This is a genomic window from Citrobacter sp. (genome assembly GCF_050252275.1).
GTDB lineage: Bacteria > Pseudomonadota > Gammaproteobacteria > Enterobacterales > Enterobacteriaceae > Citrobacter_A > Citrobacter_A amalonaticus.
In genome coordinates this window covers 1-15,481 of sequence record NZ_JBFWLF010000084.1, presented here as the reverse complement: position 1 = coordinate 15,481, position 15,481 = coordinate 1, and the positions used below count along the sequence as shown (strand labels likewise).

The 15,481-nt window shown below is 54.7% G+C and carries 16 protein-coding genes; 12 read left to right on the top strand and 4 right to left on the bottom strand.

Annotated features, from left to right (window positions below; translation table 11 throughout):
• Positions 1-728, bottom strand: a 728-nt coding sequence (gene rsmC / locus AB7E14_RS09415) for a 16S rRNA (guanine(1207)-N(2))-methyltransferase RsmC (RefSeq protein ID WP_428169484.1), incomplete at its 3' end; no start/stop codon positions are given.
• Positions 729-830: 102 nt separating this feature from the next.
• Here rsmC and holD point away from each other — a divergent pair.
• The 8 genes from holD to AB7E14_RS09375 all read left to right on the top strand — a co-directional run bounded on the left by holD (position 831) and on the right by AB7E14_RS09375 (position 7,332).
• Positions 831-1,244, top strand: coding sequence for a DNA polymerase III subunit psi (holD, locus tag AB7E14_RS09410; RefSeq protein ID WP_044327053.1), 414 nt, complete (start codon positions 831-833; stop codon positions 1,242-1,244).
• Positions 1,213-1,659 carry a ribosomal protein S18-alanine N-acetyltransferase gene (gene rimI, locus AB7E14_RS09405; protein WP_316962077.1) on the top strand — a complete coding sequence of 149 codons (447 nt, stop codon included), beginning with the start codon at positions 1,213-1,215 and terminating at the stop codon, positions 1,657-1,659. The genes holD and rimI overlap by 32 nt, the downstream gene beginning before the upstream one ends.
• 14 nt (positions 1,660-1,673) lie before the next feature.
• Positions 1,674-2,351: a pyrimidine 5'-nucleotidase gene (gene yjjG, locus AB7E14_RS09400; RefSeq protein ID WP_044264694.1), complete on the top strand. Its 678-nt coding sequence runs from the start codon at positions 1,674-1,676 to the stop codon at positions 2,349-2,351.
• Between the two features lie 92 nt (positions 2,352-2,443).
• Complete coding sequence (prfC, locus tag AB7E14_RS09395; RefSeq protein ID WP_044327055.1) at positions 2,444-4,033, top strand: peptide chain release factor 3; 1,590 nt, start codon at positions 2,444-2,446, stop codon at positions 4,031-4,033.
• A 414-nt stretch (positions 4,034-4,447) separates the two neighbouring features.
• A complete protein-coding gene (osmY, locus tag AB7E14_RS09390; RefSeq protein WP_042999335.1) occupies positions 4,448-5,065 on the top strand; it encodes a molecular chaperone OsmY in 618 nt (205 codons plus the stop codon).
• Between the two features lie 131 nt (positions 5,066-5,196).
• Positions 5,197-5,358, top strand: coding sequence for a DUF1328 domain-containing protein (locus AB7E14_RS09385; RefSeq protein WP_003019081.1), 162 nt, complete (start codon positions 5,197-5,199; stop codon positions 5,356-5,358).
• A gap of 121 nt (positions 5,359-5,479) precedes the next feature.
• The gene (locus AB7E14_RS09380; RefSeq protein WP_042999336.1) at positions 5,480-6,553 is read left to right on the top strand and encodes a patatin-like phospholipase family protein; all 1,074 of its coding nucleotides are present in this window, start codon (positions 5,480-5,482) and stop codon (positions 6,551-6,553) included.
• Positions 6,550-7,332 carry a metal-dependent hydrolase gene (locus AB7E14_RS09375; protein WP_316962076.1) on the top strand — a complete coding sequence of 261 codons (783 nt, stop codon included), beginning with the start codon at positions 6,550-6,552 and terminating at the stop codon, positions 7,330-7,332. Before AB7E14_RS09380 ends, AB7E14_RS09375 begins: the two co-directional genes overlap by 4 nt.
• Here AB7E14_RS09375 and AB7E14_RS09370 read toward each other — a convergent pair.
• Both AB7E14_RS09370 and AB7E14_RS09365 read right to left on the bottom strand, forming a co-directional pair.
• A complete protein-coding gene (locus AB7E14_RS09370; protein ID WP_316962075.1) occupies positions 7,321-8,184 on the bottom strand; it encodes a YjjW family glycine radical enzyme activase in 864 nt (287 codons plus the stop codon). The two genes, AB7E14_RS09375 and AB7E14_RS09370, sit on opposite strands and share 12 nt — an antisense overlap.
• Positions 8,156-9,706: a YjjI family glycine radical enzyme gene (locus tag AB7E14_RS09365; RefSeq protein ID WP_316962074.1), complete on the bottom strand. Its 1,551-nt coding sequence runs from the start codon at positions 9,704-9,706 to the stop codon at positions 8,156-8,158. The genes AB7E14_RS09370 and AB7E14_RS09365 overlap by 29 nt, the downstream gene beginning before the upstream one ends.
• Before the next feature lie 261 nt (positions 9,707-9,967).
• On the opposite strand from AB7E14_RS09365, the gene deoC reads away from it, so the two are divergent.
• The 4 genes from deoC (at position 9,968) to deoD (ending at position 14,369) form a co-directional block, all read left to right on the top strand.
• Positions 9,968-10,747 carry a deoxyribose-phosphate aldolase gene (gene deoC, locus AB7E14_RS09360; RefSeq protein ID WP_044253966.1) on the top strand — a complete coding sequence of 260 codons (780 nt, stop codon included), beginning with the start codon at positions 9,968-9,970 and terminating at the stop codon, positions 10,745-10,747.
• A 106-nt stretch (positions 10,748-10,853) separates the two neighbouring features.
• The gene (gene deoA, locus AB7E14_RS09355; protein WP_044327060.1) at positions 10,854-12,176 is read left to right on the top strand and encodes a thymidine phosphorylase; all 1,323 of its coding nucleotides are present in this window, start codon (positions 10,854-10,856) and stop codon (positions 12,174-12,176) included.
• Positions 12,177-12,227: 51 nt separating this feature from the next.
• The gene (deoB, locus tag AB7E14_RS09350; RefSeq protein ID WP_042999342.1) at positions 12,228-13,451 is read left to right on the top strand and encodes a phosphopentomutase; all 1,224 of its coding nucleotides are present in this window, start codon (positions 12,228-12,230) and stop codon (positions 13,449-13,451) included.
• A 198-nt stretch (positions 13,452-13,649) separates the two neighbouring features.
• Entirely contained in the window at positions 13,650-14,369 is a 720-nt protein-coding gene (gene deoD / locus AB7E14_RS09345; protein ID WP_042999343.1) for a purine-nucleoside phosphorylase, read from the top strand.
• An 81-nt stretch (positions 14,370-14,450) separates the two neighbouring features.
• Here deoD and lplA read toward each other — a convergent pair whose 3' ends face one another.
• On the bottom strand, positions 14,451-15,467 hold the full coding sequence (gene lplA, locus AB7E14_RS09340; RefSeq protein WP_044253975.1) for a lipoate--protein ligase LplA: 1,017 nt from the start codon (positions 15,465-15,467) through the stop codon (positions 14,451-14,453).
• Between the last annotated feature and the right edge of the window lie 14 nt (positions 15,468-15,481).

Genomic DNA, 15,481 nt, shown 5'->3' with positions numbered 1-15,481 from the left:
TTCGCCGTCAGGGTGGCGCGACTGGCTTCCACCGCCGGCGCGGCGACGTCACAGAGCGTTAAACGCACTTTCGGTGAGGGACTGGCCAGCGCGACAGAAAGCACGCCTGCGCCACAGCCGACGTCCAGCACTTTACCTTTGGTGTGCGGTGTCAGCGTGGAGAGCAGTAACTGGCTGCCGACATCCAGACCATCGCGGCTGAAGACGCCTGGCAAGGTTTTGATCGTCAGCCCATCAACGTGGTACTCGCCCCAGAATTTATCGGCATCAAACGTCGGCTGCGTTTCCAGACGACCATGATACAGGCCGCAACGACGCGCGCTGTCAATTTTGTTCAGCGGGGCATATTCCGCCAGTATTTGCTCGGCGCTACGTACGCCACTGCGGTTTTCACCGACTACGAAAATGTCGGTTCCTACAGGAAGCAGCGACAGAATATTCATCAACTGGAACTGGGCTTCCGGCTTGTTTTTCGGCCAGTAATAGATAAAGGTGTCGCAGTCGGCAACGTCTTGCGCTTGTGCGACAAGGCTGAAGCGTGCGTTGTCGCCCATCTGGCGGCTCAGCACCTGCCAGTGGTGGAACTGTTGGGTATGCACGCGGCGGTCTGCGCTTTCAAAGCGCGCGGGCAGGTCATCCTGCAAGTCTCCGGCAAACAGAATACGGCTTTGTTCGAAATCATCACTGTGGCGCAGCAAGACTTCACTTGCCGGGGTAAAAGCAGACATGGAAAACTCCTTAATTCATACAGCGGGCGATTATAGACGTTTGATGGCGTCTATTCGACTAATTTGCTATATTTGCGCCCCTGAATACAGGAGCGATTCGCTATGACAACCCGACGAGACTGGCAGTTACAGCAACTGGGCATTACCCAGTGGTCGCTGCGTCGCCCCGGCGCGTTGCAGGGAGAGATCGCGATTTCCATTCCTGCGCACGTCCGTCTGGTGATGGTCGGTGAAACACTGCCGCCGCTGACAGAACCTCTGGTCAGTGACATTCTGCGAGCCTTAACGCTGAGCCCCGATCAGGTATTGCAGGTGACGCCCGAACGCGTCGCGATGCTGCCGCAGGGCAGCCGCTGCAACAGCTGGCGACTGGGTACAGATGCGCCGTTGTCGCTGGAAGGTGCGCAGGTTGCAACGCCGGCATTTGATGAATTGCGGGCAAACCCCACGGCACGCGCCGCACTATGGCAACAAATCTGCACACATGAACACGATTTCTTCCCTCAGTCAGAGTGATTTACCCGCCGCGTTTCAGATTGAAAAGCGCGCCCATGCGTTTCCCTGGAGTGAGCACACGTTTGCCAGTAATCAGGGGGAGCGTTATCTCAACTATCAATTGACGGTAGAGGGGAGAATGGCGGCGTTTGCCATTACGCAGGTAGTGCTGGATGAAGCTACGCTGTTCAACATTGCCGTTGATCCCGACTTTCAGCGCCGGGGAATAGGGAAAGCGCTGCTGGAACATCTCATTGATGAGTTAGAAAAACGCGGCGTCCTGACGCTGTGGCTGGAGGTTCGCTCCTCCAACGTTGCCGCCATCGCATTGTACGAAAGCTTAGGTTTTAACGAGGTAACGATTCGCCGCAATTATTATCCGACCGCTGACGGTCGTGAGGACGCCATCATAATGGCACTGCCAATCAGTATGTAAAAGAAGGTGTAATGATGAAGTGGGACTGGATTTTCTTTGATGCCGACGAAACGCTGTTCACGTTTGACTCGTTTACTGGCTTACAGCGGATGTTTCTCGACTACAGCATCACCTTTACCGCTGAGGATTTTCAGGACTACCAGGCCGTGAATAAACCGCTATGGGTGGATTATCAGAACGGCGCGATCACCTCATTACAGCTTCAGCATGCTCGCTTCCAGAGCTGGGCAGAACGGTTAAAGGTTGAGCCGGGCTCGCTTAACGATGCCTTTATGAACGCGATGGCCGAAATTTGCGCGCCGCTGCCAGGGGCCGTTTCGCTGCTCAATGCGATACGCGGCAAAGCCAAAATTGGCATTATTACCAACGGTTTCACCTCCTTACAGCAGATCCGCCTGGAGCGCACGGGACTACGCGACTACTTTGATTTGCTGGTCATTTCTGAAGAAGTGGGCGTGGCGAAGCCGGATCCGAAGATTTTTGATTACGCCCTGGCGCAGGCGGGCAATCCCGATCGTGATCGGGTGCTGATGGTTGGAGATACCGCTGCGTCCGATATTCTTGGCGGCATCAACGCCGGGCTTTCTACCTGCTGGCTGAATGCGCATCATCGCGAGCAGCCGGAAGGCATTGAGCCGACCTGGACCGTATCGTCATTACACGAACTGGAGCTGCTCCTGTGTAAACACTGATTGCCTCCCCCCCGCTGATGGGTAAAATAGCCGCAATTTTTCGTATTCAACATGCGCGGTGCGATGCCGCGTTTACTCAAGAAGAATGAACTATGACGTTGTCTCCTTATTTGCAGGAGGTGGCCAAGCGCCGCACTTTTGCCATTATTTCTCACCCGGATGCGGGTAAAACGACCATCACTGAGAAGGTGTTGCTGTTCGGACAGGCGATCCAGACTGCTGGTACGGTAAAAGGCCGGGGTTCCAGCCAGCATGCGAAATCAGACTGGATGGAAATGGAAAAGCAGCGTGGGATCTCCATTACCACCTCCGTGATGCAATTTCCGTATCACAACTGCCTGGTGAACCTGCTCGACACCCCGGGGCACGAAGACTTCTCCGAAGATACCTATCGTACCCTGACGGCAGTGGACTGTTGTCTGATGGTGATCGACGCCGCGAAAGGTGTTGAGGATCGTACCCGTAAGCTGATGGAAGTCACCCGTCTGCGCGATACGCCGATCCTGACTTTTATGAACAAACTCGACCGCGACATCCGTGACCCGATGGAGTTGCTGGACGAAGTTGAGAACGAGCTGAAAATCGGCTGTGCGCCGATCACCTGGCCGATTGGCTGCGGCAAGCTGTTCAAAGGGGTTTACCACCTCTATAAAGATGAAACCTATCTGTATCAGACGGGTAAAGGCCATACCATTCAGGAAGTGCGCATCGTTAAAGGTCTGGATAACCCGGATCTCGACGCGGCCGTTGGCGAGGATCTGGCGCAGCAGTTGCGTGACGAACTGGAACTGGTGAAGGGCGCCTCTAACGAGTTTGATAAAGAGCTGTTCCTGGCGGGCGAAATTACCCCGGTCTTCTTTGGTACCGCACTGGGTAACTTCGGCGTTGACCACATGCTGGATGGTCTGGTGGAGTGGGCGCCAGCGCCAATGCCACGCAAGACCGATACGCGCGTGGTGGAAGCGGAAGAAGAGAAGTTCACTGGCTTTGTCTTTAAAATTCAGGCCAACATGGATCCGAAACACCGTGACCGCGTGGCATTCATGCGCGTTGTTTCCGGCAAGTACGAAAAAGGCATGAAGATGCGTCAGGTCCGTATCGGCAAAGACGTGGTGATCTCTGACGCGCTGACCTTTATGGCCGGTGACCGTTCGCATGTAGAAGAGGCTTACCCGGGCGATATCCTCGGTCTGCACAACCACGGTACAATCCAGATTGGCGATACTTTCACCCAGGGTGAAATGATGAAGTTCACCGGTATACCGAACTTCGCGCCGGAACTGTTCCGTCGTATTCGCCTGAAAGATCCGCTGAAGCAGAAACAGTTGCTGAAGGGGCTGGTACAGCTTTCCGAAGAAGGTGCGGTACAGGTGTTCCGTCCGATCGCCAATAACGATCTGATTGTGGGCGCGGTCGGGGTACTGCAGTTCGACGTGGTTGTTGCCCGTCTGAAGAGCGAGTACAACGTTGAAGCCATTTATGAATCTGTCAACGTGGCGACGGCACGCTGGGTGGAATGTGCTGATGCGAAGAAATTCGAAGAGTTTAAGCGTAAGAATGAAGTTCAACTGGCACTGGATGGCGGTGATAACCTGACCTACATCGCACCGACGATGGTGAACCTCAACCTGACGCAAGAGCGTTATCCAGACGTTCAGTTCCGTAAGACGCGCGAACACTAATTACCCCTTCAGGGCGCGGCTGTCGCTGCGCCCTGCGACTTTTCCAGCCTTATTATCCCCTTGCGGAATGTTCTTAAATCCCTCTGTTTTGCTTATGACTGCCTGTTTTTTATGCAATCCTCCGCGCTTTTTCAAAATTGTGATCTATATTTAACAAAGTGATGACATAAACATTGGCTTTAAATACCGTTCAACTCGTGAATCTAAGTAGTTAAAGCTAATGTCTGATGTAGTCACGATATTAATAACTGACTCAGAGGGGCACCTGTCAGCGTATCATCATCACCTTTTCTGTTGCGTGATTGTGACCGCCGCCATTGACTTCTGAGCTGGGTGAATTTTTCACCATATTCAGCAATGCAACCTTATGTTGCCTGAGCTCAAATTATGAGCAAACCATACAGGAAAAAATCGATGACTATGACAAGACTGAAGATTTCTAAAACTCTGCTGGCCGTGATGTTGACCTCCGCTGTGGCAACGGGTTCTGCGTATGCAGAAAACACCACAATGGATAAAGCGCAATCCGGTGTAGAAAGTGCAGGGCAGAAAGTCGATAGCTCTATGAATAAAGTCGGTAATTTCATGGATGACAGCGCCATTACCGCCAAAGTGAAAGCGGCACTGGTGGATCATGAAAACATTAAGAGTACCGATATTTCCGTCAAAACCGAGCAGAAAGTCGTAACGCTGAGCGGCTTCGTCGAAAGCCAGGCGCAGGCGGAAGCGGCCGTGACCGTGGCGAAAGGTGTTGAAGGCGTAACCTCCGTCAGCGACAAACTCCACGTGCGCGACAGCAAATCAGACTCCGTGAAAGGCTATGCCGGCGATACGGCAACCACCAGTGAGATCAAAGCGAAACTGCTGGCGGATGACATCGTTCCTTCTCGCAAAGTGAAAGTAGAAACGACCGATGGTGTGGTCCAGCTTTCCGGCACCGTGGATTCCCAGGCGCAAATCGAGCGCGCTGAGAGCATCGCGAAAGCCGTTGATGGCGTAAAAAGCGTCAAAAACGATCTGAAAGCGCAGTAAGTCTTCGTTTTCTCCTCCGGCCCCGGTCGGAGGACGTCATGAGCACTAGCACTACACAAACAATAGCGTGAATGAGCAGCCTGAGCGCTCATATCAAGCGGTCGACATTAACTATGGTAAAGGAGAAGCGTATGTTTCGTTGGGGCATTATATTTCTGGTTATCGCGTTAATTGCCGCCGCTCTGGGATTTGGTGGACTGGCCGGTACGGCAGCGGGCGCGGCGAAAATTGTCTTCGTCGTCGGGATTATTCTCTTCCTGGTCAGCCTGTTTACAGGGCGTAAGCGGCCCTAGCGCGTAAGGCGTACAATGATTTTGCTGTCAAGCCAGTCCAGTGGACTGGCTTTTTCGGTTTTAGCCGCCGTCTATTTGCGTTATTTTGGCACATTACGTAATAAGAAACAGGAAGGCAGAGGTGGGGCAGCGTATACCCGTCACGCTCGGCAATATTGCGCCGTTGTCATTAAGAAGGTTCAAACCGGGTCGCCTGGCGTTGGTCTGCGAGGGCGGCGGGCAGCGTGGCATCTTTACCGCAGGTGTACTGGACGAGTTCATGCGCGCGCAGTTTAATCCGTTCGATCTCTATTACGGCACCTCGGCGGGGGCGCAAAACCTGTCGGCCTATCTGTGCAACCAACCCGGCTACGGGCGCAAAGTCATCATGCGCTATACCACCAGACGGGAATTCTTTGACCCGGTACGCTTCGTGCGCGGTGGGAATCTGATCGATCTCGACTGGCTGGTGGAATCTACGGCCAGTCAGATGCCGTTACAGATGGATACCGCCTCGCGCCTGTTCGAAACCGGGAAATCGTTTTACATGTGCGCCTGTCGGGGTGATGACTACACGCCGTACTATTTCTCTCCCAATACGCAAAACTGGCTTGATCTGATCCGGGCGTCCAGCGCGATCCCAGGGTTCTATCGTAGTGGCGTATCGCTGGAGGGGATCAATTACCTGGATGGTGGGATCAGCGATGCCATTCCGGTGCGTGAGGCTGTGAAGCAGGGGGCGAAAACGCTGGTGGTGATTCGAACGGTGCCTTCGCAAATGTATTACACCCCGCAGTGGTTCAAGCGGATGGAGCGCTGGCTGGGCGAAAGCAGCCTGCAGCCGCTGCTCAATCTGGTTCAACACCACGAAGCCAGCTATACGGAAATTCAGCGATTCATTGAAAAACCGCCGGGCAAGCTGAAGATCTTTGAAATCTACCCGCCGAAGCCGCTAAAAAGTATGGCGCTGGGAAGCCGGATTCCGGCATTGCGGGAAGATTATAAAACCGGGCGGCTGTGTGGGCGCTACTTCCTGGCGACCGTGGGAAAACTACTGGCAGCGGAACCGCCGTTATCACGCCATCTGCCGCAAATCGTCACGCCGACGCCAGTGGTGGTTCCACCAGCACCGGTGGCCAACGATACCCATGCGGCGGTGGTGAGCGATGCGCCGCAGGCTAACGATACGACATTCAGCAATGAGGATCTGGCGTGAGTTTTCGCTTTATCGATACCCACTGTCACTTTGATTTTCCGCCTTTTACCGGGGATGAAACCCACAGCCTGCAACTCGCGGGTGAGGCGGGCATTGAGAAGATCATCATTCCGGCCACCGCAGCGGAAAACTTTGCCCGCGTGCAGGCGCTGGCGGAACGCTTTTCGCCTCTCTATGCCGCGCTCGGTTTACATCCGATTGTGATTGAACAGCATACGGAAGAGCATCTCGAACGGCTGCGACAGGCGCTGGAACAGCGTCCGGCAAAGGTGGTCGCTGTTGGTGAGATAGGTCTGGATCGGTATCGCGACGATCCGCAATTTGCGAAGCAGGAGCGGTTTCTGCAAGCGCAATTGACGCTGGCAAAACGGTTCGATCTTCCGGTGATCCTCCATTCCCGGCGCACGCATGACACGCTGGCGATGCATCTTAAACGTCATGATTTACCGCGTACGGGTGTGGTGCATGGATTCGCCGGCAGCCTGCAACAGGCCGAACGCTTTGTACAACTGGGATACAAAATCGGCGTCGGTGGCACGATAACCTATCCGCGCGCCAGTAAAACCCGTGACGTGATGGCACGATTGCCGCTGGAGGCGCTGCTGCTGGAGACCGACGCGCCGGATATGCCGTTGAATGGTTTTCAGGGGCAGCCAAATCGTCCGGAGCAGGCGGCGAGAGTGTTCGATGTGTTATGCGAACTGCGCCCGGAACCCGCAGAGGCGATCGCTGAGACGCTGTATCGCAATACGACAGCATTATTTACTCTAGAGATATAGCGCAGGGAAGATAAGCTCAGTCACGCCGCGTTCCCGTAATGCCTGCGCCAGCGTCTCCACCTCTTGTGGCGTCGCGCTCGGCCAGGATTTTGCCTCACCGTATACCCCGTGCGCATGAAAGGCATTCAGTCGTAGCGGGACATTTCCCAGTTGTCCGATGAATGCGGCGAGTGAATCAATGTGCTGCAGATAATCCACCTGCCCGGGGATGACCAGCAGGCGCAGTTCTGCCAGCTTTCCTCGCTGCGCCAACAGCGTAATACTGCGCTTGATCTGCGCGTTATCCCGACCGGTGAGTGCGATGTGGCGCTCACTATCCCAGGCTTTGAGATCGAGCATCACGCCATCGCAAACCGGTAGCAGTTTCTGCCAGCCGGTTTCGCTCAACAGCCCATTGCTGTCGACCAGACAAGTCAGCGACCGGAGCTGCGGGTCGGCCTTAATCGCCGTAAACAAATCCACAACGAAAGGCAACTGCGTTGTGGCTTCGCCGCCGCTGACGGTGACTCCCTCAATGAACAATGATGCTTTGCGGATCTGGCGCAACACCTCGTCCACGCTCATTGTTTGCACCATCGGCGTTGCCTGCTGCGGGCACATCTGCAAACAGGTATCACACTGTTCGCAGACCTCGGCATGCCAGACAACATTCCCATCACTGAAACTCAGCGCCTGGTGTGGGCACTGTGGAACGCATTCGCCGCAGTCGTTGCAGCGTCCCATCGTCCACGGGTTATGGCAATTCTTACAGCGCAGATTGCACCCTTGCAGAAAGAGGGCCAGACGACTGCCCGGCCCGTCCACGCAGGAGAACGGGATAACCTTACTGACTGAAGCGCATCTGCTGTTCATGACTGACGACACGAGGTTGGCGTTCCAGAATATGCGTATTGCGTGCGGCCTCTTCCCCCAGCCAGGTGGTATTGGTCCGCGAGCCTTCGGCGCGGTATTTTTCCAGATCCGACAGGCGCACCATGTACCCGGTAACGCGGACCAGATCGTTGCCGCTGACGTTGGCGGTAAACTCGCGCATTCCCGCTTTGAACGCGCCCAGACAGAGTTGCACCAGCGCCTGCGGGTTACGCTTGATGGTCTCATCGAGCGTCAGAATGTCGCTGATACCGGACTGATAATGCGCATGGTGCGGTGCGACGGTTTGCAGGTGGGTGATCGGATCGGGTTCATCGCCATAGGGCAAACGTGCGCCCGGCGTAGTACCAATATCTGAACTGATCCCCGACTGGGCATGCAGCATTGCGCGCTGCTGCCAGCCATATTTCACCGGCGTGTTCTCGACAAAATCCGCAAGCTGGGCGCTGATGCGATAGCCCAGATCGTTCGCCGTCTCATCTTTGCCGTAGCGCGCATTCATACCCGCTTTTTCGCACAACAGGTTAACCGCCTCCGCCAGGCCGTACATACCGAACATCGGCACAAAACGTTGTGGATCGATCAGACCTTCCTGCACCAGGAAGCTATTCTCAAAGAAATGTGATTTTTCATAGAGGAACTCACATCGCGCATCGATGATGGCAATTTGCTGCTGACAATAGTACGGCAGTGTGCGGTTAAAGAAGTCATAGACAGAAGTGCTGCGCTCGGCAATGGCTTTCAGATTGAGACGAACCAGCGTGCTGCCGCCACCGGCAAGCGGCAGAGAGTTGTAACAGCTGACGATACCATAGTGACCTTTTGTGAAAATTTTATCATTTACCGGCCCATTGGAAATATGCGGCTTGCTGCATTCACAGATGTTTTTTGCCACTTCCAGCAGCAGATCATCGGGGGTGATTTCCGGGTCGTAGATGAACGTCAGATTAGGCGCAACCTGCTTTAACTCTGCGTCGGCGCGTAAAATAGCCCGGGTGATGGGGGTATCTGCCGGGCCAATGTTGGCGTGCATAAAAGCGTCAGGCAGCGTTCTGTCGAGATACCGCCAGAAACGTTTTATTCGAATATCAATCGCTTCATGTGTTAGAATTTTCACATATGGTTGCAGCAGCGTATCCAGTTGCCCCAGGTAAACCGGCATCGATGTGACGGAAGGCACGTGGTGATACAGAATGGTCAACAGAGACAGTGCATCGTCCAGATCTTTCGCCCCTTCCAGTTCCAGCCAGGCTGAACCGTTGGCCAGAAAACGCGCGTAATCGGGAAGCACATAGCGCGGTTTATACGGTGCGTGACCTTCGAACATATCGCAGATAACCCCGTCGTCCAGCGCCTGGCGCGCCCCGGCGGGCAGTGAAGGGTAAGGCAGGTTGTTCTCTGCTTCCAGCGCGAGAAAATGACGTTTCTGTTCCGGACTGAGGAGTGAGCTGGTGACGATTTGCTGGCAACGTTGTTGCAGCGCGGTTTCATGGGTCGTAGGCATCGTAATTCCTTTATAGGCCGAAGATCATAACGTCATTGTAGAAAGATGTGCTGTCAGCACTTTGATCCTGATGCGCCTGAGTGGAGAAGAAATCGACAGAAAAGGACTATTTTTTGAAGTTGATCTCATTACAGTAATGCAAATTTGTACGTAGTTTTCATTAACTGTGATGTATATCGAAGTGTAACGGTGAGTCGATGTTAGAATACTAACAGACTCGCAAGGTGAGAATTTTATACGGCGACGCCGTTGGAGAATGTTATGAGCGATTTAACTGCAAGCAGCCTGCGCGCACTGAAACTGATGGACCTGACCACCCTGAATGACGACGACACCAATGAAAAAGTGATCGCGCTGTGTCATCAGGCAAAAACTCCGGTTGGCAACACGGCAGCAGTCTGCATCTATCCGCGTTTTATCCCGATTGCGCGTAAGACTCTGAAAGAGCAGGGCACCCCGGATATCCGTATTGCGACGGTGACTAACTTCCCGCATGGCAACGACGATATTGAGATCGCGCTGGCGGAAACCCGCGCGGCGATTGCTTACGGGGCGGATGAAGTGGACGTGGTCTTCCCGTACCGTGCGCTGATGGCCGGTAACGAGCAGGTCGGCTTCGATCTGGTGAAAGCCTGTAAAGACGCGTGCGCGGCGGCAAACGTGCTGCTGAAAGTGATCATCGAAACCGGTGAGCTGAAAGAAGAGCAGCTTATTCGTAAGGCCTCTGAAATCTCTATCAAAGCAGGTGCGGATTTCATTAAAACCTCTACCGGTAAGGTACCCGTAAACGCCACGCCGGAAAGCGCTCGCATCATGATGGAAGTGATCCGCGATATGGGCGTATCCAAAACTGTGGGCTTCAAACCTGCGGGCGGCGTGCGTACCGCCGAAGATGCTCAGCAGTTCCTGGCTATCGCTGATGAACTGTTCGGCGCGGACTGGGCGGATTCTCGTCACTATCGCTTTGGGGCATCCAGCCTGCTGGCAAGCCTGCTGAAAGCGCTGGGTCACGGCGATGGTAAGAGCGCAAGCAGCTACTAAATTTGAATTGCCCATCGTAGGCCGGATAAGGCGTTAGCCGCCATCCGGCATCAATACGACTCGCCGGGGAGCACATGGCTTACCCGGCCCTAATCGGGAGGTTATCGTGTTTCTCGCACAAGAAATTATTCGTAAAAAACGTGATGGTCATGCGTTGAGCGATGAAGAAATTCGTTTCTTTATCAATGGTATTCGTGACAATACCATCTCAGAAGGGCAGATCGCCGCCCTGGCGATGACCATTTTCTTCCACGATATGACGATGCCAGAACGCGTTTCGCTGACCATGGCAATGCGGGATTCAGGAACCGTCCTGGACTGGAAGAGCCTGAATCTGAACGGCCCGATCGTGGATAAACACTCCACCGGCGGTGTGGGCGACGTGACGTCGCTGATGCTCGGCCCAATGGTCGCGGCCTGTGGCGGCTACATTCCGATGATTTCAGGTCGCGGACTGGGTCATACCGGCGGTACGCTCGATAAACTGGAAGCTATTCCGGGATTCGACATCTTCCCGGACGACAACCGTTTCCGCGAAATCATTAAGGACGTGGGTGTGGCGATCATCGGGCAAACCAGCTCGCTCGCACCGGCGGACAAACGTTTTTATGCCACCCGCGATATTACCGCAACGGTGGATTCCATTCCGCTTATCACCGGCTCCATTCTGGCGAAAAAACTGGCTGAAGGGCTGGATGCGCTGGTTATGGATGTGAAAGTCGGCAGCGGCGCGTTTATGCCAACCTATGAGCTCTCTGAAGCGCTGGCGGAAGCGATTGTGGGCGTGGCGAACGGTGCTGGCGTGCGCACCACCGCGCTGCTGACCGACATGAACCAGGTACTGGCGTCCAGCGCGGGTAACGCGGTGGAAGTACGCGAAGCGGTGCAGTTCCTGACCGGCGAATACCGCAACCCACGCCTGTTCGATGTGACGATGGCGCTGTGTGTTGAAATGCTGATCTCCGGCAATCTGGCGAAAGACGACGCTGACGCGCGGGCGAAATTGCAGGCGGTGCTGGATAACGGTAAAGCCGCTGAGATCTTTGGCCGGATGGTTGCCGCCCAGAAAGGCCCGACCGACTTCGTGGAGAACTACGCGAAATACCTGCCGACGGCAATGCTCAGTAAAGCGGTTTATGCTGATAACGAAGGGTTCGTCAGCGCGATGGATACGCGTGCGCTGGGTATGGCGGTGGTGTCGATGGGCGGCGGTCGTCGCCAGGCGTCGGATACCATTGATTACAGCGTCGGCTTTACCGATATGGCGCGTCTTGGCGACAGCGTAGACGGGCAGCGTCCGCTGGCGGTGATCCACGCGAAAGATGAAGCCAGCTGGCAGGACGCGGCGAAAGCCGTCAAAGCGGCAATTATCCTTGACGATAAAGCGCCTGAAAGCACACCAACGGTCTATCGTCGTATCACCGAATAGCTATATACTGATCTGATCGCTTTTTTGCAGCGCAGATGAATGGAGAACAAGATGAAACGTGCATTTATTATGGTGCTGGACTCCTTTGGTATTGGTGCGACGGAAGACGCGGATCGCTTTGGCGACGTCGGTTCCGACACCATGGGGCATATCGCTGAAGCCTGTGCCAAAGGCGAGGCTGACAAAGGGCGTAAAGGCCCACTGAATCTGCCAAACCTGACCCGCCTGGGTCTGGTGAAAGCGCATGAAGGATCTACCGGTAAAATCGCAGCCGGTATGGACGCTAACGCACAAGTGATTGGCGCATACGCCTGGGCGCATGAGCTCTCTTCCGGTAAAGATACGCCGTCTGGCCACTGGGAAATCGCCGGTGTGCCGGTTCTGTTTGACTGGGGTTATTTCAGCGACCACGAAAACAGTTTCCCGCAGGAACTGCTGGATAAACTGGTCAAACGTGCGAACCTGCCGGGCTATCTCGGTAACTGCCACTCTTCCGGTACGGTGATTCTGGACCAGTTGGGCGAAGAGCATATGAAAACCGGCAAACCGATTTTCTATACCTCCGCGGATTCCGTGTTCCAGATTGCCTGCCATGAAGAGACGTTTGGCCTGGATAAACTTTACGAGCTGTGCGAGATCGCCCGTGAAGAGCTGACCGAAGGCGGTTACAACATCGGTCGCGTCATCGCGCGTCCGTTCATTGGCGACAAAGCGGGTAACTTCCAGCGTACCGGCAACCGTCACGATCTGGCCGTTGAACCGCCAGCGCCGACTGTGTTGCAGAAACTGGTTGATGAGAAAGACGGCCACGTAGTTTCCGTCGGTAAAATCGCGGACATCTACGCCAACTGCGGCATCACTAAAAAAGTGAAAGCCACCGGCCTGGACGCGCTGTTTGACGCCACTATTAAAGAGATGAAAGAAGCGGGTGACAAGACGATTGTCTTCACTAACTTCGTTGACTTCGACTCCTCCTGGGGCCACCGCCGTGATATCGCCGGTTATGCGGCCGGTCTGGAATTGTTCGACCGCCGTCTGCCGGAGCTGATGGAGCTGGTGGGTGAAGATGACATTCTGATCCTGACCGCTGACCATGGCTGCGATCCGAGCTGGACCGGTACCGATCACACCCGTGAACACATTCCGGTGCTGGTGTACGGCCCGAAAGTAAAACCGGGCTCGTTAGGCCACCGCGAAACTTTTGCGGATATAGGTCAGACTCTCGCTTCGTACTTTGGCACGTCGCCAATGGAATACGGTAAAAACATGCTGTAATACCCGTTGTCTTTCGCGCTGTAGATGCGTTGACTTCATTCGCTCACCCCGGTCACATAGTTAATCTATGCTCCCGGGGATTCACGAATTCGTCGCCTTCCTACAACGCGAAATCCTTAGGGTATTTGAATACGTTTTGTAGGCCTGATAAGGCATAGCCGGCATCAGGCAAAAACAACAATACAAAAGGAACTGAAGATGGCAACTCCTCACATTAATGCAGAAATGGGTGATTTCGCTGACGTCGTTTTGATGCCGGGCGACCCGCTGCGCGCAAAACACATTGCGGAAACTTTCCTTGAAGATGTACGCGAAGTAAACAACGTTCGCGGCATGTTAGGTTTCACCGGGACTTACAAAGGCCGTAAGATCTCCGTCATGGGTCACGGTATGGGTATCCCGTCCTGCTCCATCTACACCAAAGAGCTGATTACCGATTTCGGCGTGAAGAAAATCATTCGCGTAGGGTCCTGTGGTGCTGTGCGTCCGGACGTAAAACTGCGTGACGTGGTAATTGGTATGGGTGCCTGCACCGATTCCAAAGTGAACCGCATTCGTTTCAAAGACCATGATTTTGCCGCGATTGCTGATTTCGGCATGGTACGTGACGCGGTTGACGCGGCAAAAGCACTGGGTGTGGACGCACGCGTTGGCAACCTGTTCTCTGCGGATCTGTTCTACTCTCCGGACGGCGAAATGTTCGACGTGATGGAAAAATACGGCATCCTGGGCGTGGAAATGGAAGCGGCGGGTATCTACGGCGTGGCGGCAGAATTTGGCGCGAAAGCACTGACTATCTGCACCGTGTCTGACCACATCCGTACGCATGAGCAGACGACGGCGGCTGAACGTCAAACCACGTTCAACGACATGATTAAAATCGCGCTGGAATCCGTTCTGCTGGGCGATAAAGCGTAAGACCTGGGTGCCGGGGGGAGGCTTCGCCTCACCCGACCTACGGTTTTCCAGGCCCGCTGAGCAGTGCCAGCGGGCTTTTTATTAGCGCACCGCCTGTGCAATCCACGCCGACAATTCCCGCAACTCTTTTTCCTGCTCCGGAAAATCCCTCGTCAAAGATTCGCACTCCTGCTGTACGACACTGGCACGATACAGGCAGCCCTGAAGACGTGCGGCCAGCGCTTCTAGCGGTGCCGGATTGAGACTGTCCGTAAACACCTGCGCACGGGTGATATGCCCTTTCTCAACGTCAAAGTGCAGTTCGACGCCTCCCCAGGTAAAACGTTCATCCAGCAGATGCGAGAAGGCTGGTGCCTGCCCGAAGTTCCACTCCCAACTGCTCTGGCGGGCGAAGGTTTCGACAAAGTTCGGCAGATCGGGCGTGTTGTCCGGGGAGATCACCTCCGCTTCAACGCGTTCGCCGTAGTGGGCAAAAAAGGCCTCGGTTACCGCCGCACACACCTGATCATGGGTGATGCCTGGCAACAGTTCGGTGAGATTCGCCACGCGCGAGCGTACAGAGGTAATGCCTTTGGCCGCCAGTTTCTTTTTGTCTGGATTCAGGTAGTTTGCCAGTCGGCTGAGATCGGCGTTCAACAATAGTGTGCCGTGATGAAAACCGCGATCTTTGGTTTCGCGGTAGGCTGAGCCAGAAACCTTACGGTCGCCATCCGCCGTTTTCACCACCAGATCGTTACGTCCTGAAGCTTCAGCCGTCACGCCCAGTGCGTTAAGCGCATTCAGGACAATGGACGTCGAGATGGTCTTATCGTATTCCGGCTTCCCGGCCATAAAGGTGAAACAGGTATTGCCGAGATCGTGGAAGACCGCGCCACCGCCGCTGCTGCGGCGCGCCAGGCGCACGTTGTCCTCTTCCATCCGCCGCGTATTGCACTCTTTCCACGGGTTTTGCGCACGCCCAATGACGACCGTATCGGCATTGCGCCACAAAAACAGCACGCGCTGAGTGGCGGGCATCTGACGGAAAATACACTCTTCGACCGCCAGGTTAAACCAGGGGTCATAAGAGTCAGAAATAAGCAGGCGAAGTGTCGACATGTCAGTTTTCCTTT

Excerpts from the sequence above, each read along its gene's own strand:
- deoC (WP_044253966.1), top strand. The coding sequence starts at position 9,968 with ATGAGCGATTTAACTGCAAGCAGCCTGCGCGCACTGAAACTGATGGAC.
- AB7E14_RS09365 (WP_316962074.1), bottom strand. The coding sequence starts at position 9,706 with ATGCCTACGACCCATGAAACCGCGCTGCAACAACGTTGCCAGCAAATC.
- osmY (WP_042999335.1), top strand. The coding sequence starts at position 4,448 with ATGACTATGACAAGACTGAAGATTTCTAAAACTCTGCTGGCCGTGATG.
- yjjG (WP_044264694.1), top strand. The coding sequence starts at position 1,674 with ATGAAGTGGGACTGGATTTTCTTTGATGCCGACGAAACGCTGTTCACG.
- AB7E14_RS09370 (WP_316962075.1), bottom strand. The coding sequence starts at position 8,184 with ATGAACAGCAGATGCGCTTCAGTCAGTAAGGTTATCCCGTTCTCCTGC.
- AB7E14_RS09385 (WP_003019081.1), top strand. The coding sequence starts at position 5,197 with ATGTTTCGTTGGGGCATTATATTTCTGGTTATCGCGTTAATTGCCGCC.
- rimI (WP_316962077.1), top strand. The coding sequence starts at position 1,213 with ATGAACACGATTTCTTCCCTCAGTCAGAGTGATTTACCCGCCGCGTTT.
- prfC (WP_044327055.1), top strand. The coding sequence starts at position 2,444 with ATGACGTTGTCTCCTTATTTGCAGGAGGTGGCCAAGCGCCGCACTTTT.
- lplA (WP_044253975.1), bottom strand. The coding sequence starts at position 15,467 with ATGTCGACACTTCGCCTGCTTATTTCTGACTCTTATGACCCCTGGTTT.
- deoD (WP_042999343.1), top strand. The coding sequence starts at position 13,650 with ATGGCAACTCCTCACATTAATGCAGAAATGGGTGATTTCGCTGACGTC.
- holD (WP_044327053.1), top strand. The coding sequence starts at position 831 with ATGACAACCCGACGAGACTGGCAGTTACAGCAACTGGGCATTACCCAG.
- deoB (WP_042999342.1), top strand. The coding sequence starts at position 12,228 with ATGAAACGTGCATTTATTATGGTGCTGGACTCCTTTGGTATTGGTGCG.